Raw genomic sequence first — 24,318 nt, forward strand, 5'->3', positions numbered from 1 at the left:
GCCGCGAGGGGGCGGCCCCGCCGCCCCCCTCCGTGAAGGAAAGGAGAGACTGAGATGAGAAAGAACAACTGGATCGTCGCAGCGATCGCGGCCGTCGCCTGCGGAGTTCTGCTGTGGGCCTGGTTCGCGCTGGGCTTCAACCACGTGGACGACCCGCTGGACCTGGTGGTCGCCGTGGTGTGGTGGCTCGCCGTGGCCGCCGTCGTGGGCGGCATCGTGTGGGCCGAGGGCAAGAGGCGCGAGAAGATGCGCCTGGCCTTTATCGGCGAGGGCATCGTGTACAACCCGGAGGCCGGGCTCGTGATGCCCGACGCCGGCGAGAGCGAGCTGGCGGCGCTTGAGCGCACGCTCGCCGGCATGGCCTTCCCCGACGAGGTGGCTGCGCTGGACGAGCGCGTGCGCCCCGCGTTCCGCTGGGTGGTGCGGAGCCGCAAGTTCGACCGCAACGGCGAGGTCTGGGAGGGCGAGGTCGTCCCCGCCCACGACCCCGAGGCCGAGCCGCGTGCGTTCTCGTCCCGCGAGGACCTGGCCGCCCTGCTGGCGGCGTAGGGGAGGCCCGCTGGCCCTTAGGGGCCGCGACATAGCCAACCGAGAGGGGGCCGGCGCTCTGGCGAGCGCCGACCTCCTTTTCTATGAAATAGGAGGTAATTTCAGCGGAAAGATGCTGGGATGAAAAACTAAACCAGGGGAAGCAGCAAAAACGCCCGAGGAAGGTAAACTGCGTACCGTTCGGGCGTTTGCTGGCGCAATCATACCACAGATTCAGAGAATGGTTGTGACGCTTCCGTGTCGGCCGACGAACAGGAGGCGCCTTATCCCCTTGATGGTCTTCGCGCACCTTCTCAGCTCCCTTTCGATTGCGGCGTCCGGGACTTTTCTCATGCGCCTCGAGTCGAGGACGATGCAGGGCGATTGGTTGCGGGCGCGCTGCACGCGACTGCTGCGCTCCCATCAGCGCGGCCCTGCTTTCCGCACCTTCCGTATCCCCGCCAGCGGCGGGGCGCATGCCTCCGCAGCGCAATGGGGGCGCCCCTGCGACTCCGTCGCGGTCGGCGCGGGGAACGGATCGGGACATTCCCGCGTCGTTTCCGCGGTCGGGATCAAGTAGGATGGCCTTGGTTCGAAGTCGAGACCGGTCCTGACGGCCGAGCCCAGTCGATCGCGGCGCGCCAGCTCCTCGTGGCTTGACGCGAGGTTGCAGGCCGTGATATAAGATTAGCGCGGGGCGCGCGAGAGCGGGTCCACCCATCGGCGGGGAACAGTCCCCGCCTTTTTATTTCTCGGTGCCATGCTGAGGGGAGGGGGTAAAATGAGCGAGTTGAGCGTTTTCGTCGACGAGTCCGGAGATTTCGGGGCGCTCGCCGCTCACTGCCCCTTCTATATTGTGAGCCTTGTCGTTCACGACCAAGACGAGCCCATCGACGCCCAGCTGGGGAGGCTGGAAAAGGTGATGCGCGAGTCGGGGTTCGACAGGTATGGGCCGGTTCACACCGCGCCGCTGATTCGCCGGGAGGCGCCGTATTCCGAGCTCGATGGTAGGCAGAGGCGCCGCATGTTCGATGCGCTCTTCGCGTTCAGCCGCCGCTGTTCCATGAGGCACAAAGTTATTCTCGTCGATAAGCGCTGGTTCGGGGACGGCGATGCCCTGGAGGAGCGCATCGCTCGCGAGCTGGGTGAGTTTTTAAGAGAGAATATTTCTTTCTTTCAGTCCTATGACAGGGTCATCGTGTACTACGATAGGGGGCAAAAGGAGATAAGTCGCACGCTCAGGGTCGCCTTCGCGGCCTCGCTCAGCCACGTCGAGCACAGGGTTGTCGCACCGGCCGATTACGTCCTGTTCCAGGTCGCGGATCTTTGTTGTACGATCGAGCTAGTTGAGAGACGGCGCACCGAGCGCGGGCTCACGAAGTCCGAGGCTGCGTTCTTCGGAGGCGCCGGAAGTTTCAAGAAGACCTATCTGAAGGAGTTCCGCCGCTGAGCCTTCTAGCTTCTGTGTGGGTTTGGGCGAGAGAGAACGGCGTTGGAGAGGGCGGATACATACTCCCCCAAAATCCGGGGCTCGCACCAATTCGTCTTGAACTCGAACCATTCTTCTTCGTGTGGGCGCGCAGCGAGCTGCGTGACGATGTCGACGAGGGATTTCTTGTTGCCCAGCTTGTCCGTACCCGTGTGCTCGCATGCGTCGAACTCGTTGAGAACTTTCGGGATGAGCGCGAAGTCGCTCGGGACGATGGACTGCTGGCCGCGTTCCTGGCGGCGTAGGGGCGGCCCTCGGGTCCGCGAGGGCCTGCGGATCCGAGGAGCAGCCGATGACCAGAGGGGGCAGCGCTGATATGTCCTCCTTCTGTGTCGCTGCGGTTTTGGGGGCATCTTCCTGGTGGTTTGCGACGCGGGTGCGGTCGGCGCGGGGAACGGATCGGGACACTCCCGCGTCATTTCCGCGGTCGCGATCGAGTAGGATAGTTTTCAGTCCGAAGCCGAAGCTAGCGGCGGTCGCAAGGGAAACAAATGAGAAAGATGCGTTTCCAGGGCCGCCTGTTTGTGGTATAAAAGATTCTGCCGGAGGGTCGGAAGGCCCGATGGCTCCAGACTGGCGAGGGTGCTCCCTCGCCGTTTGCATTTAAGGGGGCGTGCTGTTTTGCGACTACTAAGCTGCTTCACCGATGAGGCGGGGGCGCAAGACATGGCCGCCGGCTACTATTTGACGGCGTTGGTGTTTCACGACCAGAGCAAAGAGCTTGCGCAGTATATCGGGCCTTATCTGGATCGCTTGAGTCTGGAGGGGTTGGCCGATATTCCGTTCCATGGCGTCGATCTCATTCACGGCCATGGAGACTACGAGGGAATCTCTCCTGAGAAGAGAAAGCGCCATTTGATCGCGTTTTCCATGTTCGTCCGCACGTTGCCCATTACTTACAGGGTCTTTTCCTACGAGAGGGCGTACACGGAAGATCGCGATCGGCTTGAGGCGCGCTTGCGCAAGGATATAATCGACTTCGTGTTCGACCGTCTCGACGACTTTCAGCTATACGATCGGGTGGCGATATACTACGATGGAGGCCAGGAGGCGGTGACAGTGTCTCTGCACGGGGCGTTCGATTACGCCCTTGCGCGCAGTGCCGCGGTCTACAAACCGCTTTCCCACCAGGAAAAGAGGCTGGCCCAGGCGGCGGACTACCTGTGCACGGTCGGCCTCGCCGAGAGACGCTACGAGCGCGGAGACGTGAGCGCCTCCTACCGGCGCTTCTTCGGAACGCGTAGAAACTTCAGGCAGAACTTTCTTAAGCAGGTGAGACGCAAGCTCGCATAGTGCGATTCGTGCTAGGGGCCTTCGACTGAGACATAGCTAACGACCTCCGCGCGCGGGAAAGGATTCTGCTTGTCGACGTGTATGTCGACTTGGAGGCTCTCGGCGGCACCGAGGCCTACCACGTCGGCGCCTCTATCAAGGATGCGGGAAAGCGCGCCTTTGCGGTAAGCAGAATCGAAGATCCGGAGACGGTGGCGGGGCTGCTCGCCCGTGTCGCCTCGCTGCCGGCGGGCTAGAGGAAGGCCGCGCCGAGGGTGCCATCGCGGTTGGCGCGTAGCGAGCTGCGCGACGATGTCGGCTGCAGTGTCCATGGGAACCTCCTCGAGCCAATAGCAGATATCGAGTATATCGTCACCGAAGACGACGTTCGCCCAACACTCACCAATCACGGCGTGCGCCTCGATGCCTTCGTGAAGACGAAAAACGAGATCTACGATATCGAGATGCAGACAACCAAGCGAGAAGACCTCGGACGGAGAATGCGGTACTACCAGGGAGCGTTGGATACGCTGACTCTGCGGAAGGGAGAAGGTTACGAAGAGCTACCTCCTTGTATCATTATTTTCATCTGCATGCACGATCCGTTCGATGAAGGACTTCCTGTGTATACGCTCGATGTGAACTGCTTGGAGAAACCCAGTGCGCGCATCGGTCATGGCTTTCTTTGGAAAGCCCTATCCGCCCCTGCTTGGGGCAAGCTCCCCGAGGGGCGCTTGCGGAACCTGCTACACTATGTTTGGACGGGGGAAGCCGGGGAAGATCCGCTTATGGGCCAGCTTGCCGTTGCGGTGAAAAAGGCCAACAAAAACGAGAATTGGCGGAAGGAGAAGATGGCGTTGCTGACGTTTGAGGAAGACATGGAAATTCAAAGGCGCATTGCTGAGAAAAAGGGACAAGAGCGCGGTCAAATAATCGGCCTCCAGATGGGGCTTGAACAGGGCCTGGCCGAGGGTCGGGAGCAAGGCCTGGCCGAGGGCCTTGAACAGGGCCTGGCCGAGGGCCGAGAGCAAGGCCTGGCCGAGGGCCGCGCGGAAGCGGCTAGCGAGGTTGCTTCGCTGATGGCGTTGCTTTTGGGCGCCGAACGGCTCGACGACGCTCGACGGGCAGCTGTGGAAGAGAGCTACCGGGATGAGCTGATGCGTGAGTTTGGCATCTCCCAGGCCGAATAATGCGGTTGATGAGCTGATAATTCTGTCAATATTTGGTAAACTTGGATCATCTTTAACGAGATGCTGAAATGGGAAGGAAGCGGGTGATGATCGTGGGAGACATCACGCGGTTTACCAATAAAGGAATGGGTTTGGCGATGCGGGTTTTGGCTGCCGGCTTGGCCGCATTGCTCGCTCTGACATTTTTGAATCTGACGGTGCTTCCCGGCACCGCCCTGGCAGAAGAGGCCGACGGCGTCGATGCGGCTACCGAGCACCTTGTTTTGCCTGCACCCGAGGAGCCCGAGGCGGGATCGAACGTCTTCGTGTACCTGCATTTAAGTGGGCGGGCTCTGGATACGGCGAAGGCGGCCGGGTTGGAGGTCAACCGGGAGGGCTGGTTCACGGTAGGCGTCATTGCATTGAAAGGCATTGCAAAACCGAGTGAAAAGCCCTTGAATTACGAGGTTGACCAAACTGAGCTTAAAGCTATGCAAAATCAGATAGGCACGGCTTTGCGGTCGATCAACTATTACCCTGGTGCCCAAGCACTGAGCCTGAGTGCTGCGAAGTGGACCGCCCTTAAGGTGTGCTCCGGAGCGACTGATTATGCGGTGGCAGGGCATACGTGGCACCTCGACGGAGAACTGTGCGATCAGCTGGTGAATTTCGATGTCCGCTACATTGACGCCGAGGGCAACGCACTTGCTGTGGGCGACGTAGATGATCAGGGCAACAAGACCGACACGCGCACCATTTTGGCTGCCGTTGGGTCGGAGATAGCTGCGGACGACCAAATCATCGACATCGAAGGCTACGAATATTCGAAAGAGCTAACTACAGAGAAGAATGGCGGCGAGTCCGTTACGGTAGCAGCTGAATCTCTCGCGCGATCCTCCGTTTCCGGCATGACCTTGGTCTACAAAAAGACAGCCGAAGAGCCGGTCAAGCCCGAAAACCCTGGCGATAACGATCCTGCCGGCAAGCCCGTCGTCCCCGACGATAATGGTAACGGGTCAGTCGACAACAACGGTGGCGTGAAGCCGCCGGCGCCTTCCGACAACGAAACCCCGAAGGTGCCAAGCATCAAGGTTCCCGCGCCGCCCACACCTCAGCAGTCGCAGAGCAATGCCCAGAATAACGACACCGCCACCGGTGCCAACGGCGGTGGGTTCAATGCGGGCGAGCGCACGGCTGTGTCCGAGCCCGCGCCCCAGGCCGCTCCCGCGAAGGTCGAGCTTGCCGAAACGACTTCTGCCGAGCAGCCTGCAGCCGAGACGGTTTCCATCGACGATGATGCAACACCGATGGTTGCTCGAGTCGGCGGCGCCGAAGCCATTGCCGAAGAGGAGGTTCCCATGGGGGCCTTCGACGCTCCGGTTGATCCGGCTCCTTGGGTCGCGGGTCTGGGGGCTATTGGAACGGCGCTGTGGGGCGTTATCGCCGTGCGCCGACGTCTCGTGATGGCGCAGCGGCTGGCGTCTTTCGAGGGCCAGGTGCTGGGCAATAGTGCTGTCGAGGCTGATGCCGTCGCCGTTCCGAATGCCGGGCATCAAGCGCTTTAGCCTTGCTTTAAAGGGAGCGCTTCTAAAGGACCGCCGCGCCCTCAGGGTTTGGCGTTTCAGCTAGAGAGCAAGCGCTTGCGCCAGCGCCCACAGTGCTAGAAGATGCCCAGGGTAGTACCCATAGAAGAACCATTTCAACGGTCGGCCTCGCTGGCCGTTGTAGTTCAGCATGAGCGCTGTTGCCAACCCGAACCCAACGGTGTAATAGCCGAGTACGCCTAGGCTTAGCAGCGCAGGATCGCTGACTGCCCATGAAAGAGCCGGCAGCCCTAGGCTCAAAAAAGGTACGAGCATCGCGAGCGCTACCCCGCGCGGCCGATCGTGAAAATGCCAGAAAAGCAGAATCATAAGCGGGCCGATAATGCCCCAGTCGCAAAAGGAACTGACGGCCAGCTCTCCAAGGAGGCCCAGCGCGCATAGGACAAGGTTCTGCCGCTGGTGGTCGACAAGCCACAGCATCCCGAGCCCGATAAGCAGGGTGATGAGCACGTTACCCGTCGCTCCGAACAGCAGCGAATAGGGAATTTGCGAGACAACCGCGAACACGGCGAGTCGCTCTGCATAGCGTCGCACGCTGGAGGTGTGTCGATACCCCTCGCACAGCAGATACGCCATAATGGGGAAGGTGAGGCCGCCCAAAGAATACAAAGCGACCATGGCGCCCCCTGGCAGCTCGCTGCCGAACACGTTGGCAACATGGTTGCACGTCATGCCCACGATAGCTGCCACCTTCAACACAAAGGCGGTAACGGGGGGCATAGGCTTCATGGGGATCCTTTCGCGAGGCCGGCTGAAAGGTGCCGGCGCAGTCAAAGAGGCGCACCTATTATAATGATGCGCCATGGGAAATACCAAAATCATACCGTGTGGCTTTGGGCCTGTGCTCGTCTTGGTGCTGCTCGCCGGCGTCGTGGGCGGCCTCGGTCAGTGGTGGGCCGACGGGGGTTCGCAAGCAGTGCAGCTGGCGCGCTGTGGCGCATTGCTTGCCGAGGCTTGGGAGGCGGCGGTGGTGGAAGAGGTGCTTTTCCGCGGCGTGTTGTTGTGGGCATGCCTGTCTTGGGCGCGTCGCCGGAATGAAGCATACCCAAGAAGAGCGCCGCGCGCTCATCGTCATCGGTTCGCCGGCTTACGCGCGGTCGTTGATCCCGTCGGTTTCGCGGTAATGGCGAGTTCCCTCATATTCGGATTGGCCCACCTGTTCCCTGAAGGATCGCTGATGGCGCCAGGAGCCGACATTGGTGTTGCTGCGATCCAGGGCGTTCTCAAGGTGACGCAGTCGACGTTGTTCGGGGCTGTCATGGCGCTGCTCGTCGTTCGTAGTCCCTACGGCTCGCGTCCTTTCCCGCAGCGGGCGCTTTCCCTGATGGCCCCCGTAATCGTTCACGGCCTTTTCGATCTGCTGTTCTGGGGCCCCCTTTTGCTGACAGGCGGCGTGCTGCCCTCTACCTACCTCACGGGCAATCCGGCCGATCTCGTACCTTTGGTGATCACAACGGTTCTGCTGGCATGGGCCGTAAAATCATGTTAGGCTTTGCCCATGAACAGAACTGAAGCCCTGCATATACTCGGCCTGGAAGACGACGCCACGGCCGACGACATCAAAATCGCCTATCGCGAGACGGTGCAGATTCTGCACCCGGACAAGTTCGCGGGCAATGAGAAGCTGCAGAACCGCGCCACGGAGCAGTTCAAGCGCCTGCAAGAGGCTTACGACCTGCTGTCTTCGGGCGCAGGCGGCGGCCGTGGCGGCCGCGGTGCGCGCTCCGGCAGCTCGTCCGGCGCATCCTCCTCATCCGGCGCCGCGCGTGCCTGGACCGAAGTCGAAGACGGTGTGGAAGTGGAATACCTCACCGAGGCCGAGATTAAGGCGCGCCTTGCTGGCATCGCCGCCGCCCGCGCCCAGCTGGTGGCCCAGCGCGACACCGTCTCCGACGAGCGCCGCAACGGCCTGGCCATGGCGGCCATTGGCGCGGTGGCCACGCTGCTCACCATCCGGCGGCCTTTCGGCATCCTCGGCATGATCGCCGCCGTCGCCGGCACCGCCACGGGGTGGGGCATCATTCAGTTTCTCGGCGCCCAGCGCAACCTCAACACGCTGAACGAGCATCTGGCGAAGCTCACCGAGGAACGCAAGGAGTACGAGGCTCTCCTCGAGGAGTAGTTGCTCCCGCCGTCTCGTCCGGCCGTGCGCATCGTACCCCTTCTGCCGCGCCCGTTTGTCGTCCCGGTGCCGTCTGCGGCCATTTCCCGCTATTGCCCCCGCAAAGCGCTATAATTTCTGCGCCCAAAAACGAACCGAAAGAAGATTCATGAAGCAAGAGAACATCCGCAACGTCGCTATCATCGCCCACGTCGACCACGGCAAGACCACTCTCGTAGACCGTCTTCTGTGGGCTTCCCACGTCTTCCGCGAGAACCAGCAGGTGGAAGAACGCGTCCTCGATTCCAACGATCAGGAGCGCGAGCGCGGCATCACCATCCTTTCCAAGAACATCTCCATCACCTACAAGGGCGTGAAGATCAACGTCATCGACACGCCGGGCCATGCCGACTTCGGTGGCGAGGTGGAACGCGTGCTCAACATGGCCGACGGCGCCCTGCTCATCGTCGATGCCTACGAGGGCCCCAAGCCCCAGACCCGCTTCGTGCTTTCCCATGCGCTCGAGCGCGGCCTGCGCATTGTGGTGGTCGTGAACAAGATCGACCGTCCCAACGCCGACCCCGAGGGCGCCGTGGACAAGGTCTTCGACCTCATGGTGGAACTGGGCGCCAGCGACGAGCAGCTCGACTTCCCCGTGGTGTACGCCTCGGCCGTGAACGGCTACGCCCGCCGCGAGCCCGACGACGGCAATATGGACATGGTGCCGCTGCTCGACACCATTCTGGATGAGATTCCCGCCCCCGACGTGGATATCGACGGCCCGGTGGCCCTGCAAATTTGCACGGTGGACCACTCCAGCTACGAGGGCCGCATCGGCGTGGGCCGCTTGTCCTCTGGCACGCTGCACGAGAAGGAGCAGGTGCTCGTTGTGAAGCCCGACGGGGCCGAGCGCCGCGCGCAGATTCGCAAGGTGTACACCTTCGAAAACCTTGGCAAGGCCGAGGTCACGGCCGCTGATGCCGGCGATATCGTGGCCGTCATCGGCATCGAGGACGCCGACATCGGCGACATCATCACCGATCCGGAAAGCCCCGTCACCGAGATGGCCCCCATTGCCGTGGAAGAGCCCACCATGGCCGTCGTCTTCGAGGCGTCCACGAGTCCCTTGGTGGGTCGCGAGGGCGAGATCGTCGGCGGCCGCCAGCTGAAGGAGCGCCTGATGCGCGAGAAGGAGAGCAACATCTCCATGCGCATCAACGAGCTGGAGGACAAATCCGGCATCGAGGTGGCCGGCCGCGGCGTGCTGCACCTGTCCGTGCTCATGGAGACCATGCGCCGCGAGGGCTTCGAGTTCCAGGTGGGCCGCCCCCGCGTGGTGTACAAGACCGCTGAGGACGGCACGAAGCTCGAGCCCATCGAGGAAGCCACGGTGGACGTGCCCAACGAGTACGCGGGCAAGGCCATCGAGGTCATGGGCACCGCCGGCGGCATCATGGAGCACATGGCCTCCGATGAAACTATGACGCACCTCTCGTTCTCCATCCCCTCGCGCGGCACCATGGGCCTGAAGACACGCATCCTGAACGCCACCCACGGCGAGGCCATGCTGTTCCACCACTTCAAGGAGTACGGCCCCTACACCGGCGAAATGGCCGGCCGCAAGAACGGCGGCATGATCGCCATGTCCACGGGCAAGGCCGTCGCCTACGCGCTGGACACGCTGCAGGAGCGCGGGCGTCTGTTCGTGGCGCCGGGCGACGATTGCTACGAGGGCATGATCGTCGGCGAGTCCGCCAAGGAAGGCGACATGGTGGTGAACGTCGAGAAGACGAAGAACCTGGGCAACCAGCGTTCCAGCTCGGCCGACAAGGCCATCCAGCTGACGCCGCCCATCACCTTCACCTTGGAAGAGGCCCTGGAATACATCGAGGACGACGAGCTGGTGGAGGTCACCCCGCAGTCCGTCCGCCTGCGCAAGCGCCTGCTCTCCGCCACCGACCGCAAGAAGGCGAAGAAGAACTAACCCGTACCTTATGGCCGAGCCACATACCTACCCGTAGGGGGCGACCTTGGTCGCCCCCTTTCTGTATGGGAAATTGCGTGAATCAAAATATCCGAATATGACCCAATTCATAAGCTTTGAAGTGGGATTTCTTCCTCGTTCTCATTGACGTACCGTGAATCAAAAGTGGGCAAATTGTGCGGCGGTTGTTACCGTGCCGTCATGCGTGGGAAAATGCCTTTTGAACTTATCGGGGACTGTCTCAAAACGCCATCGTGAATTGAACCTCGGCCGTCCCCGTTGCCTATGAGGAAGGTGCTTATGAAGAAGCTGTCTTTTGCGAAATCGCTTGCTTCCGTTGGTTTGGCGGCTGTGTGCGCCCTGGGTATCGTCGCGTGCTCCGAGCAGACCAGCGATACGCCCACCTATACGGGCGGTGTCGCGGCCACGGTCAACGGGGTGGAGATTCCCGAAGACAAGGTCACGCAGGCCATCCAGGACATCCGCGCCCAGATGAGCCTCACCGAGGAGGACGCCTGGGGCCAGTGGCTCGCCGACAACGATTACACGCCTGAGTCGGTGCGCGAGGAGATCGTCAACTCCTTCGTCGACCAAGAGCTGGTGAAGCAGGGCGGCGAGGCCGAGGGCATTACCGCCGATCCCACCGAGATCGATCAGTACGTGGAAACCATGCGTGGCCACTATGATTCTGATAGTGCCTGGGCCGAGGCCCTCGAGGCCGTGGGCATGACCGAGGACGAGTATCGCGACAACATCGCGCTGTCTCTGGTGTCCCAGCAGCTGCAGGAGAAGGTGGGCGAAGGCGCTGCCGAGCCCACGGACGAGGAAGTGCTCGAGAGCGCGAAAACCTACGTGAGCTCCTACGACGGCGCGAAGAAGTCCTCGCACATCCTGTTCGAGGCCTCCGACGAGGCTCAGGCCCAGGAAGTGCTCGACAAGATCAACGCCGGCGAGCTCGACTTCGCCACGGCCGCCGAGTCCTATTCCAAGGACACCGCTTCCGCCGCCGAGGGCGGCAACGTGGGTTGGGACCGCCTGTCCAACCTCGTGACCGAGTACACCACGGCCCTGGCCGACTTGAACAAGGGCGATGTGAGCGGGCTCGTGACCAGCACGTACGGCATTCACATCATCCAGTGCACCGATGTGTTCGAAGCGCCGGAAGAGCTGACGAGCCTCGATCAGCTGCCGACGGAGTTCCAGGACTCTATCCGTACCATGCTGCAGTCTTCCAACCAGTCCAATGCTTATTACACGTGGCTCGAGGAGCAGCGCAACGCTGCTGACATTCAGATCAACGACATGCCCGAGGGGCTGCCCTACTACGTCGATATGGCGAACTACTCCAAGACGGAGACCTCCACGGATGGCACGGGTGTGACGGCCGTCGATGCCGATGGCAACCCCATCGTGCTGGATGAGGAAACCGCCGAGGGCGAAGGCGAGGGCGCTGAGGCTCCCGTAGCCGAGGGCGTCGACGAGGGCGCTGAAGGTGCCGAAGATGCCGCCGCGGCCGCTGCCGATGAGGCTGCTGCCGATGCTGAGGGCGCCGCACCTGCTGGCGATGACGCCGCCGCCGAGCAGCCGACCGAGGGTGCCGCCGATGGTGCCCAGCCGGCTGAGGGAGCTGCCGAGTAAGGCGACGCTCCCGCCGCTGCGAGGACGTCCTTGCGAATGAGAGAAGAACGAAGCGCCCGCGCATCCGTGCGGGCGCTTTCTTGTTGGAGGAGAAAGCCATGACGGACCTGTCGCCGCTGCTGCGTATCCGCGACGCCCATGTGCGCCGCGCGGGCCGCGAGATTCTCGCGGTGGATGAGTTCTCCCTTGCCGAGGGAGAATCGGCGGCACTGCTGGGACCCAACGGCTCGGGGAAGTCGACCTTCATCGGCCTCATTACCCGCGAGATACACCCGCTGCACCGCGATGAGGCGCCCGTGCTTTTTCGGGGCGATGCGCGCGTCACCTTGGCCGACATCAAGCGAGCGCTGGGCGTGGTGTCGTCCACGATGCAGGATCAGATTCGCGTGCATGTGCCGGCCCAGGATATCGTGGCCGGCGGCTTGTTCGGCTCGCTGGGGATACCCCAGCGCTGCACGGTAACCGACGGCCAGCGCGCTCGCGCCCGGGCAATCATGAGCGAGCTGGGCATCGGCGACTTGGCCGAGCGGGATATTCTCACGCTATCCACGGGCCAGGCGCGGCGCGTGCTCATCGCCCGGGCGCTCGTGCACGACCCGGACGTCCTCATCTTCGACGAACCCTGCACGGGACTCGACCCCGAAGGAATGTACTATGTTCGGCAAACGATGAGCGCTCTCGCCCGCGCCGGCCGCCCGGTGCTGCTGGTTACCCATTATCCCGAGGACATTGCCCCGGAAATTCAGCGGCTGCTGCTCGTGCGCGACGGTCGTATCGTGGCTGACGGCCCTAAGGAGGCGCTGCTCACCAGTGAGACCATGAGCGGCCTGTTCGGCGTCCCCTTGGAAGTGGTGCGCACTCGCGATCGTTACAGCCTCGTGGACTGCTAGGTCGTGGACTGCTAGCGCTGCGCCGCATTTTCCTTCGAAGAGCTTCAATGAATTGTGTACGGCGCATCCTATGGTTGAGGTTCCCCCTTGCGTTTTCCTCCAAACCGTAGCACGGGGCGCCATTTTGGCAGCTGGGTTCGGCCCCCCTGTAGCACGGGGCGCCATTTTGGCAGCTGGATTCAACGTGAGCGACAGAAAGGGCGGTCGTGCTACGGTGTAATCTAGAGTTAACAAATAGTCACAAACAGCTGAACTGGGGAAACTCGAAAGTTGTCAAAGTTAGCAGAAGCAAACTCCGTAGCACAAGGCGGAATAATGTCGTATTGGCGGCAGCGCTGCGGCAAAAAGGGGCTCCGTGCTACGGATTGCGTTAGCGACGACACCAGCGCCAGCGTAAACAGAGAGAAAGGGGCCTGGATACGGGAGTATATCGGAACCGAAAATGGCGGAGGAGGAGGGATTCGAACCCTCGTCACCGGGAGCACCGGTGAAACGGTTTTCGAGACCGCCGCATTCAACCACTCTGCCACCCCTCCGCAGGGGCGATGCGCCGCCTAAAGGGGCGCCATATCAAAGCGAGCCTGGAAGAGGCTCGCGGGATAAGTCTGGCGGAGAGATGGGGATTCGAACCCCAGATACCCTTTTGGGGCATACACGATTTCCAATCGTGCTCCTTCGGCCAGCTCGGACATCTCTCCGCATAGCGTCTGCCTCACGAACGTGAAGCGTCTTAGAAGTATAGCGCAGCTGCGCTGCGGTCTCAAGAGGTTTTTTCGTGTGGAGGCTTTCGCCGCAACGGTTCGGCGGATCTTGCGAGGGATGATCCAAGACGCACCTCATCGTCGAGGATGGCTAACCGTTAAACCTTCGGATTCCCCAGTGAGCCTCCATTGTCCGTTTATCTCACGGAGGAACTGCGTACAATAGGCAAAAAGCGTGCTTGTCAAAAGGAACCGCTATGCCCGTCATTGATGCCCATTCCCACATTTATCCCGACAAGATCGCCTGCAAGGCTTCCTCGGCCGTGGGCGATTTCTACGGCGTCGACATGAACGCAAAGAATGCTTCGGCGTCCTCGATGCTCGCGGCGTGCGAAGGCTCGCCCATCACCCATCACCTGGTGCATTCCGTGGCCACGACGCCCGGGCAGGTGCCGATCATCAACGACTTCATCGCCGAGCAGTGCCGCGCCCACGACAACTTCGTTGGCTTCGCTACTATGCACCAAGATTTCGAAGACGTGGAAGGTGAGATCAACCGCGCCATTGATCTGGGACTGAAGGGCGTGAAGATCCATCCCGACACCCAGAAGGTGAACATGGACGACCCTCGGCTCATGCACCTGTACGAGGTCATCGAGGGCCGGCTGCCCATCGTCATCCACACCGGCGACTATCGTTACGACTTCTCGCATCCGCGCCGTCTGAAGCGCATCCTGCACACGTTCCCGAACCTGGTGGTGGACGCGGCCCACTTCGGCGGCTGGTCGGTGTTCGATTACGCCCTCGAGTATTTGGAAGACGAGAACTGCTACGTGGACACGTCCAGCGCCCTAGAGTTTCTGGGCCCGCGCCGCACCGTGGAGCTGGTGCGCGCCTACGGCGTCGAGCGCGTGATGTTCGGCAGCGACTTCCCCATGTGGAGCCCCGTGACCGAGTACAACATGCTGGCCGCCATGCCTTTCACCCAGGAAGAGTTCGAAGCCATCACCTGGCACAACGCCGAGCGCTTTATCGGCCAGGAAATCTAGAAGGCTCCCAGGTACCGCAAGGGGTCGTCTTGGACCTCTCGTATATCTCGCTGAACGACAGACGGAGAACCCTTTGCCCTTGGGGCTGTAGGGTTCTCCGTCTTATGGGGCAGGAGTGCCCCCATTCGGCGCATCGGGGAGGGAGGCAGGTGCGCCAGATTCGGATGTGCGGAACTTACGCCTGTTCAGCGAGATACTTGCCTGTCAGGTACCCATAGGTGAGAGCGGCGGCGTGGCTGGCCCCAGACAAGGTGAAGGGGTAGTCTTCCACAAAACGGCCGCCTTGCACGTTGCCGACGGCAAACAGACCGGGGATGGGGTTCGAGTCATCGTCCAGCACGCGCGCGTTGTCGTCGGTCACAAGGCCGCCCATGGTTACGAGCAGGCGCATGCAGCTTACGTCTTCCACTGAAGTGTGCTTGAGCATATCGTAGGTGATTGCATAGAACGGCGGGTCCACCACAGGGAACATCTTCTCCGCAGCTTTGCCGAAGTCCTCGTCGACGCCCTTCTCGCACAGCTCATTGTAGCGAGCGACCGCGGCGGACAGGTTCTGGGTGGCATCCGCGCTGAGCTCCAGCTGGGAGGCGAGCTCTTCAAGCGTGTCGGCTTGGGCAGAAAAACCCTCGCCGTCGCCATAGCTGCGGATATTTTCCATGACCATCTCGAGCATCGGGTACTGCTCGGGCCAGTGGCTGTCTATGATTTGGAAAACCTTGCTGCCTGGTTGGTTCTGCATGACCTTAGCGATATTGGTCATGCTGAGGTCTTCGTTGGTGAAGCGCTCGCCGTGCTCGTTGACCTGCAGGAAGAACTCCTGGCCGAACTGGAGAATATGAGCCATTACCGCATGGGGTCCCACGTCCAGGTGGCCGCCGACGTTCATGCCCATCTGCTGGCCGTCGCCGGTATCGGCGGGGTTGCCGTCGTGATCCGTCACCTCGTATGAGAACAGGAATTTGTCCTGGTTCTTCAGAATCCACGGAGCATACTGCCCCAGCATTTTCTCGTTGTGGGAATAGCCGCCCGTGGCGAGCACCACGCCCTTGGAGACACGATAGCGCGTGTAGCCCTCGCCCTCATCATTGCGGCAGATCACGGCGGTTATCTGGCCGTCAGCAGCCTCGAGCTTCACGGCTGGCGAATAGAATTGTACCTGCGCGTTGCCGGTGGCCACGGCTGTATCGACATTGGCCTGCAGAATGGGCGTATGGGTCTCGTCTCCTCCGCTGATGCAGCAGCATCCGGCAAAGAGGCGCTCGTGGTCGATGCCGAAGCGATAGATGCCGCTCGTGAGCGTATCGGCGCAGACGAACAACTGACTAGGATCTTCGGGAAGCTCGTCTTCCATGCCGAGCCACAGGAGTCCGTCGTATGCGGAGGTGTACCACTCGAAAGCCTCTCCGCAGTTCTTCAGCCACTTCGTGGTTATGCGATAGTCTGCGCGATGCGACATTTGCGTCATGAGCTCGTTGGCCACCTCGGTGGGGCTGATGTCCTCGATTCCGATGGAGCGCGTCTTCTCGGTGCCGAAGGCGGCGAACATGTTCGAGCGAGCACTGGGCTTGCTGCCCTTCTCGACGCCGACTACCTTGAGTCCTCCTTCAGCAGCAGAACGCAGGGCTCCCACACCCGCCACGCCCAGGCCGACCACGCACACGTCGCAATCGACGGTCTCGAGGATTTTTTCCTCGGGGATGTCGGTTTCCACCAGGGTGCCAGTGTCAGCGAGGGCGGTCTGGTCGTCGCCAGCTGCCTCGGTTGGCTGTTTTGGCGCGCAGCCAACAAGGCCCGCGCCGGCCGCTGAAGCGCCCGCCAGGCCCAGGGCCGTTAGAAACCCGCGCCGGGTCATTGCCCCCGCGCTCTTTTCCTCCATTGCCATAATTTCCTCCTCTTCCGTTGTACGGCAAGATAGTGCCCATATCACCGCATTTTCGGAGGCGGCGAAACAGGAGAAACGTATGAAATAAGGGAAAACTCTTCTCCTACGAAACGTATGAATACCTTTTGAACAGGGAGAACTCTAATTTTCTCGAACAGCTTCAACGAGAGAGATAAGCTCCTGGCGCGAATGGACGTCGCATTTGGTGTAGATGTGCTGCAGGTGAGATTTCACCGTGCTCTCGCTGATTACGAGCTTCTCTGCAATGTAGGGGGCGCTTCGTCCGACGATATAGAGATTGAACACATCGCGTTCGCGAGCAGTCAGGCCCATGCTGTCGCCGAATGATTCAAGGGGACGACCCGAGAGCGAGGTGAGCTTCGCGCCGCCGCTTGCGGACAACAGCAGCGACACGGCTCGATCCTCCAGAATCCAAATGGATGCCACGACGAGCAGAAGGGCCATGAAGAGCATGGCGACCCTGCTTGCGATGTGGAGTCCGAAAAAAACGGAAGCTAGCAGGGGGAGGGATCCTAAAGTCCCCACACACCAGGCAGTGGCTAAGATTCTCACACGAGTACCAGGATACAGCCTCCCCAGGAGTAATCCCATGTAGAGGGCGCCGCATTCCAAAAGAGAGTATGCGATGCCGGCCAACACGTAGGCAAGGTAGGTGAGAGTCGATGAGAACAGCACTAAGATAAGAGCGACCAGCGAAAGGGTTGCAACCACTTTCGTCCACACCGACAGGTTGAAGTCCCGGCCGCGGTTAAAGAGCCAGAGCACGAGTGCGAGCGATATGGCGGTAATGATGACGGGGAACATCTCGCCTTCTGCCTGCTGCAGGAAGACCGAGTACTGTAAGGATCCCACCACCAGTCCGATAACAAAGAAGCTGCAGAGGATTTTAGCCAGCGAAGACGGCTCGAGGGTAAAAGACCGCTCGGTCTCCGATGCGGAAGGCGCGGGGCGCTGGATGAGGCAAAGTGCCACCGCAGAGGCTGCCACGCTCATGCCGGCGAGGGCTTGGCACCATGACGCAGACAGAAGCGAGGGGAGAATCGCCGCCGCCGATGCGAGCACCTCGATCTCTATCATCAGCTCGACAATGCCGATATCGCGCTGGGCGCAGACTGCCGCCAGCCAGCAGAAGAGAAGAACGGTTCCCCCGGCAGACATGAGGATGAGTCCAAAAATGGAGAGGGGCTCTCCCGTGCCTTGCACGGCCAGGCCCATTAGGCAGCACGAGGCGCTTGCTATGGCGAGGGGAACACTCGCAAGCGCGCGTCTCCCTCGGTTGCCCGCGATGATCAAAGCGCAAGAAACGAGGGAGGCGACGGCTACGTCTACAATGGTCGCCGGCACGCTGCCTTGTCCCAGGGGAAGATGCCAGGAAATCTCGCAGGGCGCCTCAAATGACTGGGCCGCCAGAAGGGCGGAGATACCCGCCACAGCTATCAGGAGATTTCTGCCGAGCCACCGCCCATGATTGCGCTGCAACGGTATGTCCCTTCTTGTTGTGGCCCTCGATCATATGGGGACATTATACATGAGGCCGTCGCTCGGTCGAAGGGCGGCCCGAAGACCGCCCGGATACGAAGCTCTCGGGGCCGCCCGTTATTCCTCGTCGGGACGGTCGATGGCCATGCAGATGCGGTCGATGCGGAGGCGGTCCATGGCGAGCACGGTGAACGTCACCTTCGTGCCGCGATCTTCCAGCACCGCCACGTCGCCCTCCTTGGGAATGCGGTCGAACAGCGACAACAACAGGCCGCCGGCGGTTTCCACGTCGTTGGCCTCTTCTGGTTCGAAGCCGAGCAGCTCCACCAAATCGTCGATGGCCAGTGTGCCATTGATCTGGTAAGTACCGTCGGGCAGTTCCTCAATGTCATCGTCGGTGTCATGCACGTACTCGTCGTCGATGCGGCCGACGATCTGCTCCATGATGTCGCTCATGGTGACGATGCCCGCTGTGCCGCCGTGCTCATCCACCACAACGCACATCTCGGTGCGACCCTCCTGCATGGCCTGCAGCAGCTTCGCGATGGGCGCGCCCTCGGGCACGGGCGGCAGCTCGCGAATCTTCCAATCGCTCATGGGCGCGTCCTTGGGCACGTCCACGAGGTCCTTGGTGTGCACGAAGCCGACGATGCGGTCCTTCGAGCCGTCGCACACCGGGTAGCGCGTGTACTTATACTGGCGCACGATGTCCCAGTTCTCTTCCAGCGTGTCTTCCAAATCCAGACAGATGACGTCGGTGCGCGGGGTCATGATGCCCTCGGCGTCCTTGTCGCCCAAATCGAAGATGTTGTCGACGAACTCGTTCTGCTCCGGATCGATGAGGCCGCTTTCCGTGGACTCGTCAATGAGCAGCTTGATCTCCTCGCCGGTGTACACCTCGTGCTCGTCGGCCGGGTCATGCCCGAACAGCCGCATGACGCCGTTGGTAATGCCGTTGAAGATGACCATGATTGGGTAGGTGACGCGGTAGAACACGCGCAAGGGACCGGCGGTGTGCAGGGCGTACTTCTCGGTGGCGAAGATGGCGAAGGATTTCGGGATGAGCTCGCCGACCACTACGTGCAGGGTGGTCACGATGAAAAAGCCCACGGCCACGCAGATGGGGTACACCGTCGCCTCGGGGAAGCCCCAGGCCAGAAGCGGTGCTTCCAGAACGGCGGAGACGGCCGGCTCGCCCAACCAGCCGATGGCCAGCGATGCCAGCGTGATGCCGAGCTGGCAGGCCGACAGGTAGGCGTTGATGTGCGTGGTTACGTCGCGGGCGGCCTCGGCGCCGCGGCGCTTCTCGGCGACGGCCATGTCAATCTGGCTCTTGCGCACGCGCACCAGCGCGAATTCCGCGATGACGAAGAACGCGTTCATCAGCAAGAAGAACACCACGAGCAACAGGCATATAGCGGTTTGCATACCGATCAATCATCCTTTCAGGGCAAAAACTCTGTTCCGCATTATAGAGGTGCGGGAGATAACATGAGCGAATCCATAGATGATTTTCCCAAACAGTTGCCGAACTGATACCGCAGAAGATGCCGGCGACGCTCATACTAGGAAAAACAAGCGAGAGCGGGGCGAGAAGCGAGTGAGGTGTTGTGTATGAAGCTAACGCGCAAACAATGGATGATGCTGGTAGTGCTCGTGCTGGGCGCCTTTGTGACGGTGCTGAACCAGACGCTGGTGACGCCGGCACTGCCGTCCATCATGACCGAGATGAATGTCGATCAGTCCACGGCCCAATGGCTGACCACCGGGTTCACGCTGGTGAACGCCATCATGATCCCCATCACGGCGTTTCTGCAGGATCGGTTCTCCACGCGGAAGCTGTTCGTGTTCTCGATGAGCTTGTTTGCCGTGGGCACGCTGTTGGCGGCCGTGGGCCTCAACTTCCCGGTGCTTCTGGGAGGCCGTCTCGTGCAGGCCGCCGGCGCCGGCATCCTCATGCCGGTGACCATGACCGTGCTCATGCTGGTGTTTCCCGTGGATCGCCGCGGCTCGGCCATGGGCATCTTCGGCTTGGTTATCGCCTTTGCGCCGGCCATCGGCCCCACGGTGGCGGGCTTCGTCATCGACCAAGCCGACTGGCACATCCTGTTCTACCTCATCTTCGCCTTGTCCATCGTCATCATCGTCCCGTCGCTGTTCCTGGTGGACAACAAGGCGCCGGCGAACAAGGGCGACTCGGTGCTCGACCCGCTGTCGCTGGCCCTTTCCACCCTGGGCTTCGGGCTGATGCTCTACGGCTTCTCCGCTCTGGGCTCGGCCGGGTTCACGCTGGTGCCGCTGCTCACCACCGCGCTCGGCATCGTCGGCGTTGTGTGGTTCTTCATCCGCCAGACGCGTCTGCCCCGCCCGATGCTGCGCGTCGACGTGCTGAAGAACCGCCGCTTCCTCGTGGGCACCATCATCGGCATGCTCGTGCAGGGTGCGCTTCTGGCCGCCGGCATCCTCATGCCCATTTACGTGCAGTCGCTCCATGGGCTGTCGGCCACGGTGTCGGGCCTCGTGCTCATGCCCGGCGCTATCCTTATGGGCATCATGAATCCGCTCGCCGGCAAGTGGTTCGACCGCCACGGCCCACGCCGCATGGCCATCGTGGGCATGAGTTTGCTGACGCTCACCACCTTCGCCTTCGCCATTCTGAACCTCACGTCCAGCATCATTTACATCACCATCGTGTACACGGTGCGCATGTTCTCGATGTCGCTGGTGAACATGCCCATCACCACCTGGGGCATGAACGCCCTGGACAACAAGGTCATGAACCACGGCACCTCCGTGAACAACACGCTGCGCCAGGTGGCAGGCTCGCTCGGCACCGCCATCATCATCGCCGTGAGCACCCAGGTGCAGAACATCGCCTCGCCGGGCCTCGGCGCCACCGAGGGCACCATGCTGGGCATCAACGCCGCCTTCCTCGTGTGCACGGTGCTCTGCCTCGTCGGCCTGGTCATGACTATCGCCCTTGTGAAGGACAAGCCCGGCGAGGAGGCTGCGGTGGACGAGGAGGGCACCCGCAAGTCGCTGCTCACGTCCATCATGAAGACCGACGTGTACTCGCTGAGCCGGGAGGCTACGGTGGAAGAGGCCATGCGCCTGTTCGTGGAGAAGAACATCTCGGCGGCGCCCATCGTGGACGAGTCGGGCGAGCCGGTGGGCTTCATTTCCGATGGCGACATCCTGAAGCGGCTGAGCCCGCGCAGCAACTCGTTCACCGATCCCATCGTGCTGATCAACAGCACCGTGAACGACGACGAGGGCTACGACGAGAAGCTGGCGAAGGTCATGCAGATGCGCGCCAGCGAAATTGGCGCTGCCAGCCCCATCTGCGTGAGCGTGCACGCGAACCTGACCGATGTGTGCCGTGTTCTGTCCGAGAACCACCTGAAGAAGGTGCCGGTGCTGGAAGCGGGCCACATCGTGGGCATCATCAACCGCAGCGACATCACCCAGTACTCCATGGCCGCCTATTTGGCCGACCATCCGGAGCGCGCCGTCTACTGCGGTGAGGGCCCCTCCGGCCAGCACGAGTGCGTGGAAGAGGCCTGCGAGGAGTGTTAAATTCAAGCAGCCCCGGCGAGCGAGGGCAACGGGGCTGCTTGCGTTCGGGAAGCCACGAGGCCAGCTTCCATGGGTGAAAGACCCAGGTGCTCAGAGGTGCGGTTCGGCGTCGTTCGGGCATCTAGTATCTTCGATTTCGATAGTAGCTGTTTTCAAGTAGCTGCTCGATGGCAACGAGGAAGTGTCGATCAGCCGGCATCTTCATCAGGATGCCTTGTCGATATTTCAAGGAGATCGGCTGCAAAGCGAAGGGCGACTTCGTTGGTTCTGTCGGAAAGAGAAACGATATACCGATTGCCATTGAGATCTTTAGGATCCACTTCAAACAGATCGCTTGTTTCGTAAGCACGCTCGAACAAAGGGCGATTTCGGGGCGAAAAGCTTGATTGCGTGAAAAACCAAACGCGATCGGGCCCGTCGCAAGAATACATTTCGTCGATGTTGTCCGACGCCACGGCTCGAAAGGACATGCTGACATCGCTGCTTTCGATGCAATCCAGGATATGGTGGCTATAATCCAAGTACCCTGGGTGCGCTGAGTAGTAGAACGTCCGCCCCTCCAGAGCCTCGAGAGGAAGGGGTCCTTCTCTATGCTCGAGTGTGCCCTTGGGCACGGCAGCTAAAAGGGGCTCTGGAATAAGAAGCTGGGTCTTGAAACGGCGAGCGTTAGCAGCGGGTGGGGCATACATAACAGAGAGGTCCGCCTCTCCGCTTTCCAAGCATGCAGAAATAGTTTTGTCTTGCGGAGAGATTATTTTGACGCGAGTACGGCGATGGGCTCTCTCGAACTTTTCTTTTGCCGCCCGCACGTAATGGGATATGGCACGGTCTTCGAAGCAATAGGCGATACGAACATAGTGGGGCCCTTGTGCAGCAAGCGCTTGGAGCAAGCCGTCATATTCGCCGACAAGTATTCCGAATCGCTCAAAAACAACCTGTCCCTCATCGGTCAATTGATAGGCACGCAAGTTTTCAAAGAGGGGGTGCCCAAGCTCCTTCCCTATGGCTTTAATGTGGCGACTGAGCGTTGATGGCGCGATATGGAACTGCTGCGCCACCTTTCGATAGCTCTTCAGGTTCACAAGCGCAATGAATTCGCGCATAAGCTGAATGTCCATAGGCATCCCTCCCGCCGTTCCCCCAAAGTATATCAAGTTACGTAGAGGAGCTTCGCAATGTTCGATGTTGTCTGCGCATCACTTGGTGCAGAAAACGGAACAGCACGTGAAGGTGTTTCAAGAAGGGGTGAAAGCAATACACTGAAAATAAGCCAAAGAGAATCGATAATACGGCTATCTCGGGCAATTCCGCACGAGAGGTCATAGGAGGGAAAGGATCATGAGCACATTGAACAAAGAAGGCACATTCGATCGGCGAGGGTTTGTCAAAGGAAGTATGGCCGCGGCAGCCATTATGGGACTGGGCACATTGGCGGCCTGCTCTCCTACGGCGAAAGACGAGTCCGGAGTCGGTCGCGATCCCTTGTCCGAGACGGGCTGGGATGATTCTGCCGATGTGGTAGTCGTCGGACTCGGCGGCGGCCTGGGCGCTGTTTTATCGGCTGCTGAGGCCGGAGTGACAGTTATTGGCATCGAAAAGCTTTCGATGCTTGGCGGCAACTGGGCCATTAATTCGGGCATCGTGTTCGCACCTGCTACTGACGCGATGAAGGCTGCGGGGGACAAGGACGAGCGTACAGGGCAGGAGGACACTATAGAGTCGGCGGTAGCCGATTGGATCCGCTGCTCCAGGGGAAATGGAGATCCGGTTCTGGTAGAGGCCATTTTGAAAGAGGAGCAAGCCTTCATAAACAGTCTCGTGGCCGCCGGCGTTGATGTGCGCACAGAGCTGTGCGGTATGGCCGATGCCCCTATCGCTCGTGGACACTACATTCTGGACGCTGACGGAAATCGCTGTTCGGGCGGAGCCTTTGTAAATGAGGTTACGAAGCGCATTGACCAAACGGATGCAAAAATCATGACAGACACGGAAGCGACGGCCCTGATTTTCGATGACAACTACAGTGTTTGTGGCGTGGAAGTGAAGACTGCCGAGGGCCGCAAAAGAATTGGCGCTAAAGCCGTTGTAGTAGCTACGGGAGGCTACACTGCTAGTCAACATATGCGTGCGATGTATAACCCCGAGACTGTAGGCTGGGGTGTTATTGGGCATGAAACGGCTACAGGCGATGGATACCGTATGCTTCTCGATCAAGGAGCGGCATTCTGCCCTTTCAAGAAAATTGTGCCGTCGGTGACGATGGAACCGAACTCGGGCGACACGTTCCAGAGCAATGACTACCAGACTTTCTGGAAAAACCAGGCTCATTCCCTGATCATGCTCGATGACCAGGGGAGGAGGAATCGGCCGGAGACGATGCCCTATACGCAGATAGGGGGAGATTTACTGACATCTCCGAATTATCAGCTCTTCGATCAGGCGGAAGTGGATGATCCTAATTTCACTCTCATGAAAACGGGAACGAAGGAGTCTCTCGCAAAAGCCATTGAAGACGGTTGGATACTGAAGGCCGACACAGTGGAGGAGCTTGCTGAGGCTCTATACCTGGACCCAGACACCGTAGCTGGTGAGGTGGCTGACTATAACGCAGGAGTGGCGGCTGGTAAAGATAAATTTGGCAGGCCTGTTGACAGTATGCGCGAGCTAAAGCCTCCGTTCTATATGGCCACGGGTATTAACGGGATGTCTGGCACCGACTGTAATTGCGTGAAAGTGGACGAGCAAGGGCGAGTGCTTGACGGAATGGGAAATCCTCTCAAGGGAGTTTACGGCGGTGGTAACGACATGTTTTACATGAACTGGGCTGGACCGAGCTATATTGCTTCTGGTGGCGGCGCGGGTGCCTGCTACGCGTTTTCTGCTATTGTGGGTCGCAATGCCGCAGCATACGCACAAGCATAGCCTTGCACCATCA

The 24,318-nt window shown here is 60.6% G+C and carries 19 protein-coding genes and 2 tRNA genes; 14 read left to right on the forward strand and 7 right to left on the reverse strand.

The genetic code is table 11. From position 1 onward, the window contains the following. The first annotated feature begins 54 nt into the window (after positions 1-54). The 6 genes from NE591_RS03250 (at position 55) to NE591_RS03275 (ending at position 6,023) form a co-directional block, all read left to right on the forward strand. Complete coding sequence (locus NE591_RS03250) at positions 55-549, forward strand: hypothetical protein (protein WP_114538866.1); 495 nt, start codon at positions 55-57, stop codon at positions 547-549. Positions 550-1,309: 760 nt separating this feature from the next. Continuing rightward, a complete protein-coding gene (locus tag NE591_RS03255; protein ID WP_114538868.1) occupies positions 1,310-1,978 on the forward strand; it encodes a DUF3800 domain-containing protein in 669 nt (222 codons plus the stop codon). A 705-nt stretch (positions 1,979-2,683) separates the two neighbouring features. Continuing rightward, positions 2,684-3,310 carry an ABC transporter gene (locus tag NE591_RS03260; RefSeq protein ID WP_256156322.1) on the forward strand — a complete coding sequence of 209 codons (627 nt, stop codon included), beginning with the start codon at positions 2,684-2,686 and terminating at the stop codon, positions 3,308-3,310. A gap of 77 nt (positions 3,311-3,387) precedes the next feature. Further along, positions 3,388-3,546: a hypothetical protein gene (locus NE591_RS03265; RefSeq protein ID WP_157011821.1), complete on the forward strand. Its 159-nt coding sequence runs from the start codon at positions 3,388-3,390 to the stop codon at positions 3,544-3,546. A 30-nt stretch (positions 3,547-3,576) separates the two neighbouring features. After that, the gene (locus NE591_RS03270; RefSeq protein ID WP_256156323.1) at positions 3,577-4,479 is read left to right on the forward strand and encodes an Rpn family recombination-promoting nuclease/putative transposase; all 903 of its coding nucleotides are present in this window, start codon (positions 3,577-3,579) and stop codon (positions 4,477-4,479) included. Between the two features lie 86 nt (positions 4,480-4,565). Next, a complete protein-coding gene (locus NE591_RS03275; RefSeq protein ID WP_256156324.1) occupies positions 4,566-6,023 on the forward strand; it encodes a hypothetical protein in 1,458 nt (485 codons plus the stop codon). 60 nt (positions 6,024-6,083) lie between these two features. On the opposite strand, the gene NE591_RS03280 is transcribed toward NE591_RS03275, so the two are convergent. Next, positions 6,084-6,791 (reverse strand): TraX family protein, encoded by a 708-nt coding sequence (locus NE591_RS03280; RefSeq protein WP_227069380.1) that lies wholly within the window; start codon positions 6,789-6,791, stop codon positions 6,084-6,086. A gap of 73 nt (positions 6,792-6,864) precedes the next feature. Between NE591_RS03280 and NE591_RS03285 the strand changes: the two genes are divergently transcribed. The 5 genes from NE591_RS03285 to NE591_RS03305 all read left to right on the forward strand — a co-directional run bounded on the left by NE591_RS03285 (position 6,865) and on the right by NE591_RS03305 (position 12,675). After that, complete coding sequence (locus NE591_RS03285; protein WP_114538872.1) at positions 6,865-7,551, forward strand: type II CAAX prenyl endopeptidase Rce1 family protein; 687 nt, start codon at positions 6,865-6,867, stop codon at positions 7,549-7,551. 9 nt (positions 7,552-7,560) lie between these two features. Next, on the forward strand, positions 7,561-8,184 hold the full coding sequence (locus NE591_RS03290) for a J domain-containing protein (RefSeq protein WP_256156325.1): 624 nt from the start codon (positions 7,561-7,563) through the stop codon (positions 8,182-8,184). 148 nt (positions 8,185-8,332) lie between these two features. Then, the gene (gene typA, locus NE591_RS03295; RefSeq protein WP_114538874.1) at positions 8,333-10,147 is read left to right on the forward strand and encodes a translational GTPase TypA; all 1,815 of its coding nucleotides are present in this window, start codon (positions 8,333-8,335) and stop codon (positions 10,145-10,147) included. A 300-nt stretch (positions 10,148-10,447) separates the two neighbouring features. Further along, positions 10,448-11,785 carry a peptidylprolyl isomerase gene (locus tag NE591_RS03300; RefSeq protein ID WP_227069381.1) on the forward strand — a complete coding sequence of 446 codons (1,338 nt, stop codon included), beginning with the start codon at positions 10,448-10,450 and terminating at the stop codon, positions 11,783-11,785. 98 nt (positions 11,786-11,883) lie between these two features. Beyond that, positions 11,884-12,675, forward strand: coding sequence for an ABC transporter ATP-binding protein (locus tag NE591_RS03305; protein WP_114538876.1), 792 nt, complete (start codon positions 11,884-11,886; stop codon positions 12,673-12,675). A 443-nt stretch (positions 12,676-13,118) separates the two neighbouring features. Here NE591_RS03305 and NE591_RS03310 read toward each other — a convergent pair. Further along, positions 13,119-13,211, reverse strand: a tRNA-Ser gene (locus NE591_RS03310). Between the two features lie 70 nt (positions 13,212-13,281). Beyond that, positions 13,282-13,373, reverse strand: a tRNA-Ser gene (locus NE591_RS03315). Between the two features lie 260 nt (positions 13,374-13,633). On the opposite strand from NE591_RS03315, the gene NE591_RS03320 reads away from it, so the two are divergent. Further along, entirely contained in the window at positions 13,634-14,425 is a 792-nt protein-coding gene (locus NE591_RS03320; RefSeq protein WP_114538877.1) for an amidohydrolase family protein, read from the forward strand. A gap of 175 nt (positions 14,426-14,600) precedes the next feature. On the opposite strand, the gene NE591_RS03325 is transcribed toward NE591_RS03320, so the two are convergent. The 3 genes from NE591_RS03325 to NE591_RS03335 form a co-directional block, all read right to left on the reverse strand. Beyond that, the gene (locus NE591_RS03325) at positions 14,601-16,307 is read right to left on the reverse strand and encodes an FAD-dependent oxidoreductase (protein WP_227069382.1); all 1,707 of its coding nucleotides are present in this window, start codon (positions 16,305-16,307) and stop codon (positions 14,601-14,603) included. Between the two features lie 141 nt (positions 16,308-16,448). After that, positions 16,449-17,543, reverse strand: a complete 1,095-nt coding sequence (locus NE591_RS03330; RefSeq protein ID WP_147272671.1) for a helix-turn-helix transcriptional regulator — start codon at positions 17,541-17,543, stop codon at positions 16,449-16,451. Between the two features lie 381 nt (positions 17,544-17,924). Then, positions 17,925-19,235: a hemolysin family protein gene (locus NE591_RS03335; protein WP_114538880.1), complete on the reverse strand. Its 1,311-nt coding sequence runs from the start codon at positions 19,233-19,235 to the stop codon at positions 17,925-17,927. 186 nt (positions 19,236-19,421) lie between these two features. Here NE591_RS03335 and NE591_RS03340 point away from each other — a divergent pair, with 186 nt between their 5' ends. Further along, on the forward strand, positions 19,422-21,383 hold the full coding sequence (locus NE591_RS03340; RefSeq protein WP_114538881.1) for an MDR family MFS transporter: 1,962 nt from the start codon (positions 19,422-19,424) through the stop codon (positions 21,381-21,383). A gap of 188 nt (positions 21,384-21,571) precedes the next feature. Here the strand turns inward: NE591_RS03340 and NE591_RS03345 are convergent, their stop codons facing one another. Continuing rightward, complete coding sequence (locus tag NE591_RS03345) at positions 21,572-22,501, reverse strand: LysR family transcriptional regulator (protein ID WP_181869639.1); 930 nt, start codon at positions 22,499-22,501, stop codon at positions 21,572-21,574. A 220-nt stretch (positions 22,502-22,721) separates the two neighbouring features. On the opposite strand from NE591_RS03345, the gene NE591_RS03350 reads away from it, so the two are divergent. Beyond that, entirely contained in the window at positions 22,722-24,305 is a 1,584-nt protein-coding gene (locus NE591_RS03350; RefSeq protein WP_114538883.1) for an FAD-binding protein, read from the forward strand. The last annotated feature ends 13 nt before the right edge of the window (positions 24,306-24,318 follow it).

It is taken from the genome of Adlercreutzia sp. DFI.6.23 (genome assembly GCF_024462535.1).
Lineage (GTDB): Bacteria > Actinomycetota > Coriobacteriia > Coriobacteriales > Eggerthellaceae > Adlercreutzia > Adlercreutzia rubneri.